The 16,531-nt window shown below is 52.7% G+C and carries 15 protein-coding genes; 9 read left to right on the forward strand and 6 right to left on the reverse strand.

All coding sequences use genetic code 11. From position 1 onward, the window contains the following. Positions 1-6: 6 nt before the first annotated feature. The 4 genes from acnD to prpB all read right to left on the reverse strand — a co-directional run bounded on the left by acnD (position 7) and on the right by prpB (position 5,315). Entirely contained in the window at positions 7-2,601 is a 2,595-nt protein-coding gene (gene acnD / locus ACO0LN_RS17935; protein WP_422976090.1) for a Fe/S-dependent 2-methylisocitrate dehydratase AcnD, read from the reverse strand. A gap of 81 nt (positions 2,602-2,682) precedes the next feature. Next, on the reverse strand, positions 2,683-3,156 hold the full coding sequence (locus ACO0LN_RS17940) for a GNAT family N-acetyltransferase (protein WP_422976092.1): 474 nt from the start codon (positions 3,154-3,156) through the stop codon (positions 2,683-2,685). A 34-nt stretch (positions 3,157-3,190) separates the two neighbouring features. Beyond that, entirely contained in the window at positions 3,191-4,339 is a 1,149-nt protein-coding gene (gene prpC, locus ACO0LN_RS17945; protein ID WP_422976094.1) for a bifunctional 2-methylcitrate synthase/citrate synthase, read from the reverse strand. Between the two features lie 85 nt (positions 4,340-4,424). After that, positions 4,425-5,315 carry a methylisocitrate lyase gene (gene prpB, locus ACO0LN_RS17950; protein WP_422976096.1) on the reverse strand — a complete coding sequence of 297 codons (891 nt, stop codon included), beginning with the start codon at positions 5,313-5,315 and terminating at the stop codon, positions 4,425-4,427. 208 nt (positions 5,316-5,523) lie between these two features. Between prpB and prpR the strand changes: the two genes are divergently transcribed. The 8 genes from prpR to phnE all read left to right on the forward strand — a co-directional run bounded on the left by prpR (position 5,524) and on the right by phnE (position 12,729). Next, complete coding sequence (gene prpR, locus ACO0LN_RS17955; protein WP_422976098.1) at positions 5,524-7,149, forward strand: propionate catabolism operon regulatory protein PrpR; 1,626 nt, start codon at positions 5,524-5,526, stop codon at positions 7,147-7,149. Between the two features lie 116 nt (positions 7,150-7,265). Beyond that, entirely contained in the window at positions 7,266-7,631 is a 366-nt protein-coding gene (locus ACO0LN_RS17960) for a response regulator transcription factor (protein WP_422976100.1), read from the forward strand. Beyond that, positions 7,628-8,239, forward strand: a complete 612-nt coding sequence (locus tag ACO0LN_RS17965; RefSeq protein ID WP_162059479.1) for a chemotaxis protein CheC — start codon at positions 7,628-7,630, stop codon at positions 8,237-8,239. The genes ACO0LN_RS17960 and ACO0LN_RS17965 overlap by 4 nt, the downstream gene beginning before the upstream one ends. Continuing rightward, entirely contained in the window at positions 8,240-9,262 is a 1,023-nt protein-coding gene (locus tag ACO0LN_RS17970; protein WP_422976102.1) for a diguanylate cyclase, read from the forward strand. A 122-nt stretch (positions 9,263-9,384) separates the two neighbouring features. Further along, entirely contained in the window at positions 9,385-10,218 is an 834-nt protein-coding gene (locus ACO0LN_RS17975) for a putative selenate ABC transporter substrate-binding protein (protein ID WP_422976184.1), read from the forward strand. Continuing rightward, positions 10,218-11,084 carry a phosphonate ABC transporter ATP-binding protein gene (locus ACO0LN_RS17980; protein ID WP_422976104.1) on the forward strand — a complete coding sequence of 289 codons (867 nt, stop codon included), beginning with the start codon at positions 10,218-10,220 and terminating at the stop codon, positions 11,082-11,084. The genes ACO0LN_RS17975 and ACO0LN_RS17980 overlap by 1 nt, the downstream gene beginning before the upstream one ends. 5 nt (positions 11,085-11,089) lie before the next feature. Beyond that, positions 11,090-11,929, forward strand: a complete 840-nt coding sequence (locus tag ACO0LN_RS17985) for a PhnE/PtxC family ABC transporter permease (RefSeq protein ID WP_422976106.1) — start codon at positions 11,090-11,092, stop codon at positions 11,927-11,929. Next, complete coding sequence (phnE, locus tag ACO0LN_RS17990; protein ID WP_422976108.1) at positions 11,926-12,729, forward strand: phosphonate ABC transporter, permease protein PhnE; 804 nt, start codon at positions 11,926-11,928, stop codon at positions 12,727-12,729. The genes ACO0LN_RS17985 and phnE overlap by 4 nt, the downstream gene beginning before the upstream one ends. Before the next feature lie 15 nt (positions 12,730-12,744). On the opposite strand, the gene ACO0LN_RS17995 is transcribed toward phnE, so the two are convergent. Beyond that, positions 12,745-14,136, reverse strand: coding sequence for a YfcC family protein (locus ACO0LN_RS17995; RefSeq protein WP_422976110.1), 1,392 nt, complete (start codon positions 14,134-14,136; stop codon positions 12,745-12,747). 13 nt (positions 14,137-14,149) lie between these two features. Continuing rightward, positions 14,150-15,268: a succinylglutamate desuccinylase/aspartoacylase family protein gene (locus ACO0LN_RS18000; RefSeq protein WP_422976112.1), complete on the reverse strand. Its 1,119-nt coding sequence runs from the start codon at positions 15,266-15,268 to the stop codon at positions 14,150-14,152. 302 nt (positions 15,269-15,570) lie between these two features. On the opposite strand from ACO0LN_RS18000, the gene ACO0LN_RS18005 reads away from it, so the two are divergent. After that, on the forward strand, positions 15,571-16,524 hold the full coding sequence (locus tag ACO0LN_RS18005) for a MurR/RpiR family transcriptional regulator (protein WP_422976114.1): 954 nt from the start codon (positions 15,571-15,573) through the stop codon (positions 16,522-16,524). The last annotated feature ends 7 nt before the right edge of the window (positions 16,525-16,531 follow it).

Below are 16,531 nucleotides of genomic sequence, written 5' to 3' on the forward strand. Positions count from 1 at the left end.
TAAAACTTACGCAGCCTTGGCAGACTCAAGGAAGTCTTGTGCAAAACGCTGCAAGACACCACCAGCTTCATAAATCGACACTTCTTCTGCCGTATCGAGGCGGCACAGCACAGGCACAGCCACAGATTCACCATTCTTGCGATTGATGATCAGGGTCAGGGTTGCGCGCGGCATACGATCACCGATGACGTCAAAGGTTTCTGTGCCATCTATGTTCAGCGTCAGGCGGTTCACACCTGGCAAGAATTCCAGTGGCAAGACACCCATGCCCACCAGGTTGGTGCGGTGTATGCGCTCGAAACCTTCAGCGACAATCACTTCGACACCCGCCAGGCGCACGCCCTTGGCTGCCCAGTCACGCGAAGAACCCTGGCCATAATCTGCACCGGCAATCACGATCAGCGGCTGCTTGCGTTCCATGTAAGTTTCGATCGCTTCCCACATGCGGGTGATCTGACCTTCTGGTTCTATACGTGCCAGTGAACCTGCCTTGACCTTGCCATCAACCACGACCATTTCATTTTTCAGAGTCGGGTTGGCGAAAGTCGCACGTTGCGCCGTCAAATGGTCGCCACGGTGGGTAGCATAAGAATTGAAATCCTCTTCTGGCAAACCCATCTTGGCGAGGTATTCACCAGCGGCACTGTCGAGCATGATGGCATTCGATGGTGACAGATGGTCAGTCGTGATGTTGTCACCCAATACTGCCAGCGCACGCATGCCCTTCATGTTGCGGGCACCTGCCAGTGCGCCTTCCCAATACGGCGGGCGGCGGATATAAGTAGTCTGTGGACGCCAGTCATACAGGGGGCTAACTTTTTGTCCATCATCTGCCTGTTTGGCAAACATGGGGATATAGACCTTGCGGAATTGTTCAGGCTTGACGCTGGCAGCGACGACAGCATCAATTTCCTCATCGCTAGGCCACAGGTCTTTCAGCATCACTGGCTTACCTGCTGCATCCAGACCCAGTACGTCTTTTTCAATATCAAAACGAATGGTGCCCGCGATGGCATACGCCACAACCAGCGGTGGCGAAGCAAGGAAAGCCTGCTTTGCGTAAGGATGGATACGACCATCAAAATTGCGGTTACCCGACAACACTGCCGTCGCATACAGATCACGGTCTATGATTTCTTTCTGGATGACAGGGTCAAGCGCACCCGACATGCCATTGCAGGACGTGCAGGCATAGGCAACTACGCCAAAGCCCAGTTGCTCCAGCTCAGGCATGAGATTGGCTTCTTCGAGGTACAGGGTCACGGCCTTGGAACCTGGGGCCAGTGAACTCTTGACCCAAGGCTTGCGCGTCAGACCCAGTTTGTTGGCATTGCGGGCCAGCAAACCGGCGGCCACCATATTGCGCGGGTTATTGGTATTGGTGCAGCTGGTAATCGCAGCGATAATGACGGCGCCGTCAGGCATCAGGCCAGGTTCGTTTTCAACTGTGCCACTGATACCACGTGCTGCCAGTTCCGATGTTGGCACGCGTTTGTGCGGGTTGGATGGGCCTGCGATATTGCGAACGACAGAAGACAGATCAAACTTCAGTACGCGTTCATATTCCGCATTCTTCAGGGTATCTGCCCACAGGCCAGTTTCTTTGGCATAGGTTTCTACCAGCTTGACGAGTTCATCATCACGGCCTGTCAGTTTCAGGTATTTAATGGTTTGCTCATCGATATAGAACATCGCCGCAGTGGAACCAAATTCAGGTGCCATGTTGGAAATCGTTGCGCGGTCACCCAGGGTCAGGTGGGATGCGCCTTCGCCATAAAATTCCAGGTAAGACGAGACGACTTTTTGATTGCGCAAGAACTCGGTCAAGGCCAGTACCGTATCAGTTGCCGTAATACCTTCCTGCGGTTTGCCAGTGAGTTCCACACCAATAATGTCTGGCAGACGCATCCAGGATGCACGACCGAGCATGACACTTTCTGCTTCCAGGCCACCAACACCAATCGCGATCACACCAAGTGCATCCACCATAGGGGTATGGCTGTCTGTGCCCACCAGAGTATCCGGGTAAGCGACACCGTCTTTGACCTGCACCACCGGCGACATACGTTCCAGATTAATCTGGTGCAAGATGCCATTGCCGGGCGGGATCACATCAACATTCTTGAATGCCTTCTTGGTCCAGTTGATGAAGTCAAAGCGGTCTTCGTTGCGCCTGTCTTCAATGGCGCGGTTTTTATTGAAGGCATCCGGATCAAACCCACCGCATTCAACAGCCAGCGAATGATCAACCACCAGTTGTGTAGGTACGACAGGGTTAACCAGTGCCGGGTCACCACCTTGCAAGGCAATCGCATCGCGCAAGCCAGCCAAGTCTACCAGGGCAGTCTGGCCCAGAATGTCATGGCAGACTACACGCGCCGGAAACCATGGAAAATCAAGGTCGCGCTTGCGTTCTATGAACTGGCGCAGAGAATCAGTCAGCGTAGCAGGATCACAGCGACGCACCAGGTTTTCTGCCAGCACGCGTGAAGTGTATGGCAACTTGTCATACGCACCAGGCACGATAGCATCGACGGCAGCACGTGTATCGAAATAATCCAGGGTGGTACCGGGTAGTGGCTTGCGGAATTGAGTATTCATGGCTCGCTATTTTTAAATATTAGTATTCGGTGTTCAGAAGAGTTCAGACAGCAACTCAGAGTTGCAATTCAGAGTTACAATTCAGAGCTGCAGCTTGAAGCCTTCATGTGATGCTGTGAAGCCCATGCTTCCATAGAACCGGTGGGCCTGTATGCGTTTCTTGTCGCTGGTCAGTTGCACCAGTTGGCAACCGCGCTCACGTGCCAGGGCTATGGCTTGCTCTATGAACCAATGGCCTATGCCCTGCCCGCGCAGATAACCATCAACGCGCACGCTTTCTATCATGGCACGGGTAGCACCTTTTCTGCTCAGGCCAGGGATGAAAGTCACCTGCTGCATGGCGATGATACGGCCATCCAGCTCGGCTACCATCAGGAACTGATTATCATCGGCGCTTATGCGATCAAATGCCTCGGCATAACATGCGTCCTCCGAACCCACGCCTTCACGGTTCTTGCCCAGGTCATCATCGGCGATGAGTTCCAGCAGGCGCGGCAGATCCTGCCTCACAGCGCGTCTGGTGCTGAGTATGGACAAGTCTGCCTGCACTTTCATTTTGCAACCTCTGGTTTGCTTAGTTTGGTTTAACCTACTTGCGTTTATTCAATGGAACAAACTTCAGATCTTCAGGACCGACATAATTGGCACTAGGACGAATGATCTTGTTGTCAATACGCTGTTCTATGATGTGCGCCGCCCAGCCTGATGTACGGGCAATCACAAACAAAGGTGTGAACATGGCAGTTGGCACACCCATCATGTGATAAGACACGGCAGAGAACCAGTCCAGGTTAGGGAACATCTTCTTGATATCCCACATCACGGTTTCCAGACGTTCAGCAATATCAAACATCTTCATCGCGCCGGCTTCTTTAGAGAGGTTGCGCGCCACTTCCTTGATGACCTTGTTGCGTGGATCAGAGATGGTATAAACAGGATGGCCGAAGCCGATCACAACTTCCTTGTTTTCTACACGCTTCTTGATATCGGCTTCTGCTTCATCAGGATTGTCGTAACGCTTCTGGATTTCAAACGCGACTTCATTCGCGCCGCCATGTTTAGGGCCGCGCAAAGCGCCGATCGCGCCAGTAATGGCGGAATACATATCAGAACCCGTGCCAGCAATGACGCGGCCAGTAAACGTGGAGGCATTGAACTCATGTTCTGCATACAGGATCAGCGATGTATGCATGGCTTTTTCCCATGATGCGCTTGGTTTTTCACCATGCAGCAGATGCAGGAAATGACCACCTATGGATTCATCATCAGTTTCAGTTTCTATGCGTTTGCCATTATGGCTATAGTGATACCAGTACAACAGCATGGAACCCAGAGAAGCCATGAGGCGGTCAGCGATATCGCGTGCACCGGGGTGGTTATGATCGTCTTTTTCTGGCAATACGCAACCCAGAGCAGAAACGCCAGTGCGCATGACATCCATAGGATGGGACGATGCAGGCAACCATTCGAGTGCTGCCTTGACACTGGCTGGCAAGCCGCGCAGTGCTTTCAGTTTGGCTTTGTAGCCACGCAATTCTGCGACGGTAGGCAATTTGCCGTGCACCAGCAAATGGGCAATTTCTTCAAACTCGCAGGCGTCTGCCACGTCCAGGATATCGTAACCGCGGTAATGCAGGTCATTACCGGTTTTGCCAACGGTACACAGTGCGGTATTGCCAGCAGTAACGCCAGAAAGGGCGACGGATTTCTTAGGTTTGAAAGGAACTGCTTCAGTCATGATTATTTCTCCAGAGGTTCATATTCAGGGCTGTTCCCATCCGCCAGATTGATGTGGCACAAGGACGGGACAGCTTATATCATTATTATTTGGCTTTTTGCTGCGCAAACAGCGCATCGAGCTTTTGCTCAAAGTCGTGGTAATTGATGCGTTCATACAATTCCATACGGGTTTGCATGGTATCGACGACATTCTTTTGCGTGCCGTCACGGCGTATCGCGCCATAGACGTTTTCTGCAGCCTTGTTCATGGCGCGGAAAGCGGACAATGGATATAAGACCAGACCCACATCCACCGCAGCCAGCTCTTCAACCGAGAACAAAGGAGTAGCACCAAATTCAGTGATATTTGCCAGGATAGGTACTTTGACTGCGTTGGCGAATTGCTTGTACATCGCCAGCTCAGTGATCGCTTCCGGGAAGATCATGTCGGCACCCGCCTCTACGCATGCCAGGGCGCGTTCTATCGCTGCTTCCAGACCTTCAACTGCCAGCGCATCAGTACGTGCCATGATGACGAAATTGTCATCAGTACGGGCATCAACTGCAGCTTTTACGCGATCTACCATTTCCTGCTTGCTGACGATTTCCTTGCCAGGGCGATGGCCGCAACGCTTGGCGCCCACCTGGTCTTCGATATGGATAGCCGCAGCACCAAACTTGATCATGGATTTGACTGTGCGCGCCACATTGAAGGCAGAGGAACCAAAACCGGTATCGACATCGACCAGCAAAGGCAGGTCGCAGACATCGGTAATGCGGCGCACATCAGTCAGGACATCGTCAAGATTGGAAATGCCCAGGTCAGGCAAACCCAAGGAACCGGCAGCCACACCGCCACCAGACAAGTAGATCGCCTTAAAACCGGCACGTTTGGCCAGCAAGGCATGGTTGGCATTGATTGCACCGACGACTTGGAGAGGGGATTCTTCCTGCATCGCCTTGCGGAAGGCGGCACCTGCGGAGTATGTACTCATATGTATGCTTTCAGGTTAATGAACAGATTCTGGGATGCGTATTGCAATCGGCGTGCCAGCAACCCCGGTCTGACTGCTGTTTCAGGCTGATATGCATATAAATCAACTACTTATTCGTCTAGCGAGCAAATTCAATCCTGTTCAATGTCGCAAATTTGTTTCATAATGACGTTTCAAATTGAATTTTGAAACATCAATTGAAACATACATGAAACAGCCTCCTGCACTACGCGACGCCCACGACAAACCTGTCATCTGGACAGTCTCCATCTCGCGCCTGTTTGATATGTTCCGCGACATCATGGTTGAATATGATGTCAGCGCCGACATAGAACCCATACACATGGGTTTTGAAGAGGCCGCCCAATATCTGAAAGAGCGTCTGCAGACCGAGAGGTGTGATGCCGTTATCGCGGCTGGGTCAAATGGGGCTTACCTCAAAAACCGTCTGCCCGTCCCTGTCGTTATCGCCAAGGCCAGCGGATTTGATGTCATGCAGGCACTGGCCAGGGCGCGCAAGGTGTCGCCCGCCATCGGTCTCATCAATTACCAGGAGACCATGCCTGAGCTGGCAGATTTCAAGACGACCTTCGGTTTCCCGCTGGAGCAGCGCACCTACGTCACAGAAGAAGATGCGCGTGCCCAGATCAGTGAACTCAAGGCGGGCGGCACCAAGGTCATCGTCGGCGCAGGTCTGATTACCGACCTGGCTGAAGAAGCAGGCTTGACCGGCATTTTCATGTATTCCGCCACATCGATACGGCAGGCTTTTGATGATGCACTGGAAATCGCACGCTTGACACGACTGGAATCCGCCAGAGGACGGCATCACCCTGCTGCTGAATCTCTGCGCGCCAAGCATGGTCTGAATGATTTGCGGGGTGACTCCGCCATCATGCAAGCCACCCGCAAATCCATCTCCCTGTTCGCACGCTCCCCGGCAACAGTGTTGTTACAAGGTGAAACCGGCACCGGCAAGGAATTGGCGGCTCAGGCCTTACACAGGGAAAGCACGCGGGCACGCCAGCCCTTCGTCGCCGTGAATTGTGGTGCAATTGCCGAAAGTCTGCTGGAATCTGAACTATTTGGCTATGAAGATGGTGCGTTCACAGGCTCAAAGCGTGGTGGCCATGCCGGCTTGTTTGAAATTGCCCACAGAGGCACGGTATTCCTTGATGAGATAGGCGAAATGCCACTGACTTTGCAAACCCGCCTGTTGCGGGTGCTGGAAGAGCGCGAAATCAACCGCGTAGGCAGCATGCGTCCTATCCCCGTAGATGTGCGCATCATCAGCGCTACCCATTGCGACCTCGAAAGCCGGGTAAAAGAAGGAAAGTTTCGCGCTGACCTGTATTTCCGCCTTGCTGTATTACGCCTGCACCTGCCTCCCTTGCGTCAGCGTCCTGACGACCTGCTGCCCCTCGCAGTATGGTGCCTCAAGCATGCACTGGCTGCCATGGGTGCCAGACCACACGCCAACCTGCATGCAGAAATAGCCACTTGCGGCAGTCTGCTGCAAACCTACGACTGGCCAGGAAATGTAAGAGAATTACGCAATCTCATGGAGCGCCTGGCCCTGTTCCTGGCGGCAGAGCCCCTGCAGGCACTGACACCTGCTTTCGTGGCAAAAATCTTGCCTGAACTATATATACAACAGCCTATACAACAGCCCCCCACAGATATGGCAGGCAGATCAGGCAACATTGGCGATCTGGCTGCAACAGAGTCACTGGAACTGATCATGGAAAAATTCAGCCACAACCGTGAAGCAGCGGCAGACTATCTGGGTATCAGCAGGACGACTTTGTGGCGACGTTTGAAGCAAAAAGCGTAATCATTTGAAACATTAATTGATCATCTGGAGGGCGAATTTTGTGTCGCTCTAAGGTAGAATGAATTTGCGCTGCTACTCACAACCGTTGAGTGCACTTATCTTGCATAAAAAATATTATGAAAAAAATACTAATTGTTGACGATAGTAAAGTTTCCCGCATGGTGATCCGTGCGCACGTCAAAGCAGTGCATCCGGACTGGGAGTTTTTTGAAGCTGGCACTGGTGAAGACGCCATCAAGTCGGTCATAGAAAATAAACCAGACTTTTGCACCATGGACATCAATATGCCAGGCATGTTGGGTACTGATGCTGCAGAGCAAATTTTGCAGCAACACCCCGAAGTGCGCATCGCCATTTTTTCCGCGAATGTGCAGGACACCATGCAAAACAGGGCCACCTCCATAGGCACCATCTTTGTCGCCAAGCCGGTGACTGAAAAGTCCATCACTATCGTCCTCAATTATTTCGCGAGCGGCAAATGAATTCCCTCACCGAACTTCATCTCGATGCATTAAGCGAGGTCTTCAATGTCGGCGCTGGCAGGGCTGCTGCCAGCCTCAGCGATATTGTCGGTGAAGAAGTTCGCCTTTCTGTTCCCTCGGTCGAAATTCGCAAGTCCTCAGAAATAGATGTTTCTTCCATGGGTTTGCAGAGTGATCGCTTTGGTGCGGTACACCAGACTTTCAGCGGCTCTTTTGAAGCAGACGCCATCCTGCTGTTCACTGAGGAACATGCACTCAAAATCGTGCGCGACATGATGGGCTCGCAAATCAGCCTCGAAGACCTTGCCGAATTTGAACAGGAAGCGATGTGCGAACTGGGCAATATTATCCTCAATGCCTGCTTGTCAGCAATGGCGGATATGCTAAATATTCCTTTGAATTGTTCATTGCCAGATTACTCCGTTGCCAGTACCGAGGAAATTTTCCGTCGCGTCAGCAATGATGCTCAACAGCCCTATGTCCTGCTGCTGCATATTGACCTGGCGATAGAAAGCCGTCACTCCGAGGGACATTTGATTTTCTTGCTGAGTTCAACTTCACTGGCCGATTTGGTGACGCAGCTTGATCACTTTCTGGGAGCTGTTTAAATGGCGCAGTTGATGCCTGCTTCTGCCTACCGGGTAGATGAGATATTGAATACCATCAGCCTGGGGCTGATCGTGCTTGATGCGGACCAAACAGTACTCCTCTGGAATGGCTGGGTAGAGAGATATAGCGGCATCCCGGCCAGCCAGGCCTTGGGCAAACATGTATCTGAAGCCTTTGAAGAATTACCCAGCCGTGCCATATTAAGCGCAATTACCAACACCCTGAGCTATGGCTTGCCTGTCGTCTTGTCGAATGCCCTGCACCGTTCCCCTTTACCCCTGTTTCAGCGTGGCGAACAGGAAGTTGAGAAAAAACGTATAGACCAGTCTGTTACCATCACGCCGATCACTGCAGAGGACGGCGCTCGCCAGTGCCTGATACAGATCAGTGATTCAACGACCTCGATCAAACGCGAAAAAATCCTGCGCACGCATTCTGAAGTATTGAAGCGTGAAGCCACGACCGATAGCCTGACCGGCATCTATAACCGCCGTTTCTTTGATGAACACTACAAGATGGCCATGGGCCATGCGGTTCGCCATCATGTTCCCCTGACAGTCTTCATGGTCGATATAGATTACTTCAAGGAATACAACGATAACTATGGCCATGTGGCAGGTGACAAAGCCTTGATACAGGTGGCCGCAGCCCTGCGCAAGCAATTACTCAGGGCGACTGATGTGCTGGCACGTTTCGGCGGTGAGGAATTCATCCTGATGCTTCCTAACATGGCACCGGACATAGCCATGCAGTTTGCAGAAAAACTGCGTACCGCAGTCTGGGATCTGAACATACCGCATTTCAAATCACACATCAGCCAGCGCATCAGCGTCAGCATAGGCTTTAGCAATTACCACAAGCATCCAGACGTTGATGCCAATGCCTTACTCAAGTGCGCTGACGCAGCACTCTATGAAGCCAAAAAGGCTGGCCGCAATCAAAGCTATTTTCTACCCCTGCAGCAATTCAATACCCAAACTACAGCACCCGCAGGTACCCTGCATAAATCTATCAGTCATTAACAACTGCCATTGAATACAGGCCACTAATGCGGGCCTGCCATTGATTGCCCCACGCGTTTTAGAGCATATAAGGACATATTATGACGAATTCTGTTTCATGTTTTTCCGTATCCCGTCGCAGCATGATCGTGGCCTTGGGTTTATTGACGTTCACGGGCCTGGCGCAAGCACAACAGGTCTTGCGTGTATCCGCCATACCTGACGAAGCACCAACTGAATTACAACGCAAGTTCAAACCACTGGGTACCATGCTGGAAAAGAAACTGGGCATGAAGGTAGAATTCATACCCGTCACTGATTATGCCGCGTCGGTCGAAGGACTGATCAACAAGAAACTGGACATGGTCTGGTTTGGCGGCTTCACTTTTGTACAAGCCAAGGTACGCAGCAAAGACCAGGTCATACCGCTGGTGCAACGTGAAGAAGATGAAAAATTCAAATCGGTCTTCATTACTACCGATAAAAATATTACCAAACTGGAAGACCTCAAGGGCAAGACCTTCACCTTTGGTTCTGAGTCATCCACTTCCGGCCATTTGATGCCAAGGTCTTATTTGCTGGCCGCGAAGATCAACCCTGATACAGACATGAAACGCATCGCTTTTTCCGGCGCCCATGATGCTACTGTCGCTGCCGTATCTGGTGGCAAGGTAGATGCTGGCGCCCTGAATATCTCAGTCTGGGAAAAACTGTTGGCGCAGGGCAAGGTCGATACCAAGCTGGTGCATGTGTTCTACACTACCCCAGGCTACTTTGACTACAACTGGTCAGTACGTGCCGACATGCCTGCCGACTTACGCAAGAAGATCAGCGATGCCTTCCTGAACCTTGATCCGGCCAACCCGCAAGACAAAGAAATACTTGAGCTACAACGTGCCACCCGTTTCATCCCCACCAGGGCTGACAACTACAAGGCCATAGAAGCGGCAGCACATAATGCCGGCCTGCTGAAGTAATGCCAGCAACAACGACGGCAACAGCGCTGCGCTTGCGGCAGCTCTGTGTGGCGTTTCCCGGTGCAGCACATACTGCACCGCTAGCAGTGCAAGGGCAACAGTCATACATACTGGAAAATCTTGACCTGACCGTGGCCCAGGGTGAACAGATTGCCATCATCGGCCCCTCCGGTGCAGGCAAAACCACGCTGCTGCACACCCTGGCTGCAGCCCAGCAACCGGCCAGTGGACAATTCCAGTTCATGGAGCAGGATGTATGGGCCCTGTCGCACACGGCGCGCCATGCCTTGCGCCGCCATCTGTTTCTGGCACCGCAAACACCGCCGTTACCGGCACGCCAGCGCGTCGTGACTGCGGTACTGGCTGGTCGCCTGCCACACTGGACACTGGCACAGGCATTGCGCAATCTGATCAAGCCCACAGACCCGCTTGCCGCCTGGCAAGCCTTGCAGCGCTTTGATCTGCAACATAAGCTCTATGCCAGGGTCGATAAACTGTCTGGCGGCGAGCGCCAGCGCTGTGGGCTGGCACGCCTGCTCTTGTCCGACGCCAGCCTCTTGCTGGTTGATGAACCCTTGTCTGCGCTCGACCCGACGCTGGCGCTGCAAACCCTGAGTACCCTGCAGCAGGAAGCAAAGCAACGCAATGCGACGCTGATCTGCAGCCTGCATCAGGTGGAGCTGGCACGCCAGCACTTCCCGCGCCTCATAGGCTTGCGCGCCGGTAAAATCCTGTTCGACAGCGACAAGGTCGATGACCAGATGATCGCCGACCTGTACCGGAACACGGGCAGTCCCGGGCAAGATTCTTTGGAGATGACAGCGCCGGATCAGGCTGATTTCTCTGACGCTCCCCGCTGTTTTTAAGCACGATGACACAACAGGCGAGCCATCCAGAGATACAACATGATCCCGCATGGCGCATGCGGGTGACCGTCAGCTTGGGCATGCTGGTGCTGCTCTGGCCCATGCTGCAAATCACTGAATTCAAACCCTGGCAACTGATCGATGCACAAAGCCTGGGCGCAGCATGGCGCTTCCTGTCCGGCTTTTTTCCACCAGCGCATTCCACGGAATTTTTACTCATCGCGCTGGAGGCAAGCTGGCAAACCATCGCCATTGCCACGGCAGGCCTTACGCTGGCGCTGCTGGGGGCCATTCCCATGACCCTGATCGTCAACGAGCATTTATCGATCTCACGCATAGGTAGCGGGCGCATGCATGGCATGGCCAGACTGTTGCGTCAGCTCGTCCGCTGGAAGCTGGTTTTATTACGCAGCGTACCTGAGCTGGTCTGGGCCCTGCTGCTTGTGCGTCTGGTCGGATTGGGGCCGACTGCGGGCGTATTTGCCATCGCCCTGACTTATGCAGGCATGCTGGGCAAGGTCTATGCCGAAATACTGGAAGCCAGTGATGCCCACGCCACCGACAGCCTGCTCAGGAATGGCAGCAGCCGCCTGACAGCATTTCTGTATGGTGCATTGCCAAATGCCGCCCCAGAACTGATTTCCTACACCATCTATCGTTGGGAATGCGCTATACGCGGCTCTGTCGTCATGGGTTTTGTCGGTGCTGGTGGCCTGGGTCAGCGCATGGATGAATCCATGAAAATGCTGTCTGGCGCGGAAGTATCCACCATGCTCATCGTGTTCGTACTGCTGGTGGGTCTTGCAGACCTGGCCAGTAAATTATTCCGCAAGGCACTGGCATGAGTGCACTTGATAACAAGATGCCAGTTGCACCGGCACTATTCAGTCCGCTCAAGCTGGTATTAAGTGCTGGCATCATCTTGCTGGTCATCGCCAGCTTTGCCAGCCTGAACATCGAATGGCGCGCCCTGTTCAGCGACGATGCCGCAGGCAAAACCTGGGAGTTTCTGCTAGGCTTTGCGCCGCCTGATGTCAGCCCTGCCCTGCTGACAAAAACCGCGCTGGCCTCTTTTGAAACCCTGGCCATGTCGGCACTGGGCACCCTGATTGCCGCCATTTTGGGTCTGTTACTGGCCCTGCCAGCCAGCGGCCGCTTCGGCAAAACTGCAAAAAGCAGCACACGCTTATTTTTAAATGTAGCGCGTGCCATACCTGAACTGGTGTGGGCGTCCATCATGCTGATTGCCGCTGGCCTGGGCCCATTTGCAGGTACTATTGCGCTGGCCGCCCATACTACCGGCGTACTTGGCCGCCTGTTTGCTGAAGTATTGGAAAACGCTGCGCCGCACGCAGAATCCACATTGCGCCTGAACGGTGCATCTGCCATCAATGCCTTTCTGTATGCGACGCTGCCACAAAGCCTGCCGCAAATGCTGTCTTACACCCTGTACCGCTGGGAAAACAATATCCGCGCTGCCGCCATCTTGGGTGTCGTCGGTGCTGGTGGCCTGGGACAGATGTTGAAGTACCATCTATCACTATTCCAGATGCAGACCGCCGCCTCGGTCATCGTCGCCATGCTGATACTGGTTGCCTTGGTGGATGCATTGAGCTTCGCGGTGCGGCGCTGGTTGATGCACTAACACTACCCATTAGCACTACCAACTGATCACACAAGACAAAGCCAGCAAACCCAGTGCCAGGACGAAGTACAGCAACTGCAAGGGTATCATCCACTTGGCCCAGGTTGCCCAGGGTATGCGCGCCAGCGCCAGCACGCCAACAGTAATGCCGGATGTCGGTATCATCGGTGTCGTGAATTCACCAAATTGAAACGCCAGTATCGCAGTCTGCCTGCTCACGCCGACCAGGTCAGCCAATGGTGCCATGATGGGCATGGTCAGTGCCGCCTGCCCGCTGCCGGAATGGATAAAGAAATTGATGACAGACTGGATCACAAACATCTTGTGAGCTGCAAAGATGGGATGTGAGGACTGTACGAAGGGCATGAGGAAGTTCAACATGGTGTCGATAATATTCGCGTCCCGCGCCAGTATCATGGTGCCACGTGCCAGGGCTATCACCAGTGCAGTGGTCACCAGGTCTTTCGCGCCTTGCATAAAGGCTTCGACAAAACTGTCAGCATTGAGTTTGCCGACTATGCCTACCAGGATGGCCATGACCAGGAACAGGGCAGCAATCTCTTCTATATACCAGCTGTATTTAACGACTCCCACGACCATGGTAATGAGAGTCAGCAGAAACATGCATAGCACCGCCTTGTGAGTAGCTGTCATGCCGGCAAAACTGGTGAATTCATCGATCCTGAGATTCTTGCGTTTTTCTTCATCAAGAACAAAGGTTGGGCTTAATTGTGGATTTTTCTTGATACGTGCTGCATACCAGCTGAGAAAAACAATAGTCACGACTGTCGCCAGCAACCACGCAACAAGCCGGAAACCTATGCCAGAAAACAGCGATACACCCGCAATCCCCTGGGCAATACCAACATTAAAAGGATTCAGGAACGCCGCTGCAAACCCGACTTGCGAGCCAACGAAGGGTATTGATACGCCGATCACCGAGTCATAGCCAAGTGCCAGCGCCAGCGGGATAAAGATCATGACGAAGGGTATGGCTTCTTCTGCCATGCCAAAGGTCGCCCCGCCTAGCGAAAACAGGGTCACGAACAAGGGAATGATGCCAGCCCTGACCAGATGGGAATGCGTGTGCGCACGAGCCACGGATTTGATCATGGCATCAATTGCTTCGGTTTTTTGCAAGACCGCGAAAGCACCACCAACGATGAGTACAAAGCCGATGATCAATGCCGCTTCAACAAAGCCCTTGATCGGCGCCATCATCAGGGCCACAGCACCTTGCGGATTGCTGGTGACATAGTGAAAGCTGGCAGGATCTATCAGCGTCTTGCCATTCACCACATGGGTATCATATTTACCACCGGGTACCAGCCAGGTAGCCAGCGCGATCAGTGACAGCAAGGAAAACAGCAGAACAAAGGTATTCGGTAATCTGAGTTTTTTCAGCATGATGCGCTCCTGGTCACAAGGACAGTAAATTACCGCTGCGATAGGCAACGGGACCAGCAATCTTGGCGATGCGCATGCCGTGCGTCGCATAACGTCTGGCCACGCGGGCAAATAAAATGCCGGATACAGTTGCCAGCACTGGCGTTAGCTTCGCGCTGATTGGATCAACAATGTCGGCCACTTTCTCACCTGCCTTGACGTAATCGCCTGTCTCTCTGGTAAACACCAGGATGCCTGCATGTGGGGCACGCAAAGGCTCTACACCTTCCAGCGGTGTAGGCTGGCATAAGGCCCGAGGTAAGGTTGGCGCTTTTCCACGCAGGTAACCCGCGTGTCTGAGAAAATTGATGATGGCCGTGGCGTCTGCCTGCGCCAGCTCATGACTGACCTCGGTTTCTCCACGCAATTCCACCGTGATGGACAGGCAGGCATTTGGAACAGGCGTCGCCGTACCGAAATGTTGTGCAAGCTCCCACCAGTGGCGTGAGCAAGATTCATCAAAAGGATCATCCCCCGACAATACCGACACCAGCACTGCCTGCGCCCCGAGGTAGGCGGCCAGTGGCATGCAATCTTGCGCCAATGGAGTACCCGTATATAAGTGCATGACAGCCTGGTTATCGCAATGCAGATCCAGCACGATGTCGGCATCCACTGCCAGGGTTTGCAGGATTTTCTTTTGCTGTTCTGTTGCAGTTTCTGGCTGCCATGCCTGTAGTACTGCCTGTGCCTGCTCGCGTATCAGCTTTACATTTTCTTTTTCATCCGCACCCAGCTTTCCTTCCAGCAGAGGTAAAAGATGTGATGTCAGGTGGCGATAGCCACGGTTGAAATTGACACCAGTCGCCAGATCAAAGCGGCCAAAAGCCGTGCCCTCTATATCCTGTGCCAGACCTATAGGGTTGGCCACCGGCACCAGTACGATTTCAGCCGCAATCGCAGAAATTTTTTCATACTGCTCCAGCATCTCGCGCAAATAGTGATTCACCAGCATGCCGGGTATTTCATCTGCGTGCAAGGACGACTGTATATACACTTTCCGGCCCTGGCCTGGCGTGCCGTAATGAAAACTCCGCAACTCCCGCACTGTCCCGCTACTGATATCTGGCAAGGCATGGCTTTGTATTTGCATAAAAACTCTTTTCTTTTGTTGGTGATGGTAAGACCAAAAACTGACTCATACAGTATTTATCTTGTGGCACATATTGTTCATGCTTCCACAGCATTTTTTCAATAGCAGCTTTTGCAAGGAGAAAAATACAACACTGCCTGAACCCGTCCTCACTGCGATTAATGAACGATTTTTTACATATTCTACATTTATGAAAATAAAACGACAAATAGTATTGAAAATATTTTTAAACAGGGCTACAGTTCATTCATCGAAAAAAGTTTTACTCAATGTTTTACTGAATGCTTTACCGAATACGGCACATGAAAAAATTAAATCCCCCTGTTGAATCTGCCTCCCCGGAAATGGTCTTTGCCAAATCCACGCTGGGTGAGTCATTGATGCTGGTCTTGCAGGAAGGCTCAGCATCCTATAAACGCATTGCCAATTTCCTCTTGCGTAATCAGGTCAAGGTGACGGCGCTCGGCATAGAAGACATGGCAGAACAATGTGATGTATCAACCGCTACCATCAGCCGCTTTGCGCGTGACATGGGCTTTAATAATTATGCGGGGCTGCGTAACCAGATTGCAGAAGTGGTGCAGGCCGTATTCCAGCCGGTAGAAAAACTGCGCAATACTATAGAAGCAAAAAAGAATGCGCCTTCGCCTGCCCATACCAGCATGCAGTTTGCTGCTGCCAATATCGATGCTGCCAGCCAGGGCATGTCTGAATCAGATCTGAACGAGGTAGTCAGCCACATCGCCAAAGCTAAAACCGTGTATGTCATGGGCTTTGGTCTCAGCGCCCATCTGGCCGGCATGCTGGCCCTGCATTTGCAACCCTTTTGCTCGCATGTGGTGGAAGTGGTGGGGTATGGCGGTACTGAAGTCGCGGCTGGTCATCTCGCGAATATTACTGACAAGGATGTACTCATCGTCATCTCTTTCCCACGCTATGCGCTGGACGTCATCAAGCTCACGCAGTTTGTACGCGACCATGGTGCCTGCATAGTCACGATCACCGATTCGCCAGCCTCGCCGATTGCTCAACTGGGTAATTATCTGCTGCTGGCACCAAGCACCCACGGTGTCTTGCCCAGCAGTTCCAGTGCCGCGATCGCTGTCATCGAAGCCCTGGTCAGCAGCATGATGGTATCGAATAAAAAGAACGTGGAAAAGGCCATGCGCCTGACCGAAGCCATATCAGCCTATCTGCATAGCGCTGACAACAACGTCAAATACACACAGCCGGATAGCAATAAACCCAAGAAGTAAATAAACA

The sequence above is a fragment of the Undibacterium sp. TC9W genome, from assembly GCF_049339865.1.
Taxonomy (GTDB): domain Bacteria; phylum Pseudomonadota; class Gammaproteobacteria; order Burkholderiales; family Burkholderiaceae_D; genus Undibacterium.

What these genes read in the sequence shown, in the direction of transcription:
- ACO0LN_RS17995 (WP_422976110.1), bottom strand. Translation starts at nt 14,136, where the DNA reads ATGCTGAAAAAACTCAGATTACCGAATACCTTTGTTCTGCTGTTTTCC.
- ACO0LN_RS17970 (WP_422976102.1), top strand. Translation starts at nt 8,240, where the DNA reads ATGGCGCAGTTGATGCCTGCTTCTGCCTACCGGGTAGATGAGATATTG.
- ACO0LN_RS18005 (WP_422976114.1), top strand. Translation starts at nt 15,571, where the DNA reads ATGAAAAAATTAAATCCCCCTGTTGAATCTGCCTCCCCGGAAATGGTC.
- acnD (WP_422976090.1), bottom strand. Translation starts at nt 2,601, where the DNA reads ATGAATACTCAATTCCGCAAGCCACTACCCGGTACCACCCTGGATTAT.
- prpR (WP_422976098.1), top strand. Translation starts at nt 5,524, where the DNA reads ATGAAACAGCCTCCTGCACTACGCGACGCCCACGACAAACCTGTCATC.
- ACO0LN_RS17940 (WP_422976092.1), bottom strand. Translation starts at nt 3,156, where the DNA reads ATGAAAGTGCAGGCAGACTTGTCCATACTCAGCACCAGACGCGCTGTG.
- phnE (WP_422976108.1), top strand. Translation starts at nt 11,926, where the DNA reads ATGAGTGCACTTGATAACAAGATGCCAGTTGCACCGGCACTATTCAGT.
- prpC (WP_422976094.1), bottom strand. Translation starts at nt 4,339, where the DNA reads ATGACTGAAGCAGTTCCTTTCAAACCTAAGAAATCCGTCGCCCTTTCT.
- ACO0LN_RS17975 (WP_422976184.1), top strand. Translation starts at nt 9,385, where the DNA reads ATGATCGTGGCCTTGGGTTTATTGACGTTCACGGGCCTGGCGCAAGCA.
- ACO0LN_RS18000 (WP_422976112.1), bottom strand. Translation starts at nt 15,268, where the DNA reads ATGCAAATACAAAGCCATGCCTTGCCAGATATCAGTAGCGGGACAGTG.
- ACO0LN_RS17960 (WP_422976100.1), top strand. Translation starts at nt 7,266, where the DNA reads ATGAAAAAAATACTAATTGTTGACGATAGTAAAGTTTCCCGCATGGTG.
- prpB (WP_422976096.1), bottom strand. Translation starts at nt 5,315, where the DNA reads ATGAGTACATACTCCGCAGGTGCCGCCTTCCGCAAGGCGATGCAGGAA.
- ACO0LN_RS17980 (WP_422976104.1), top strand. Translation starts at nt 10,218, where the DNA reads ATGCCAGCAACAACGACGGCAACAGCGCTGCGCTTGCGGCAGCTCTGT.
- ACO0LN_RS17985 (WP_422976106.1), top strand. Translation starts at nt 11,090, where the DNA reads ATGACACAACAGGCGAGCCATCCAGAGATACAACATGATCCCGCATGG.
- ACO0LN_RS17965 (WP_162059479.1), top strand. Translation starts at nt 7,628, where the DNA reads ATGAATTCCCTCACCGAACTTCATCTCGATGCATTAAGCGAGGTCTTC.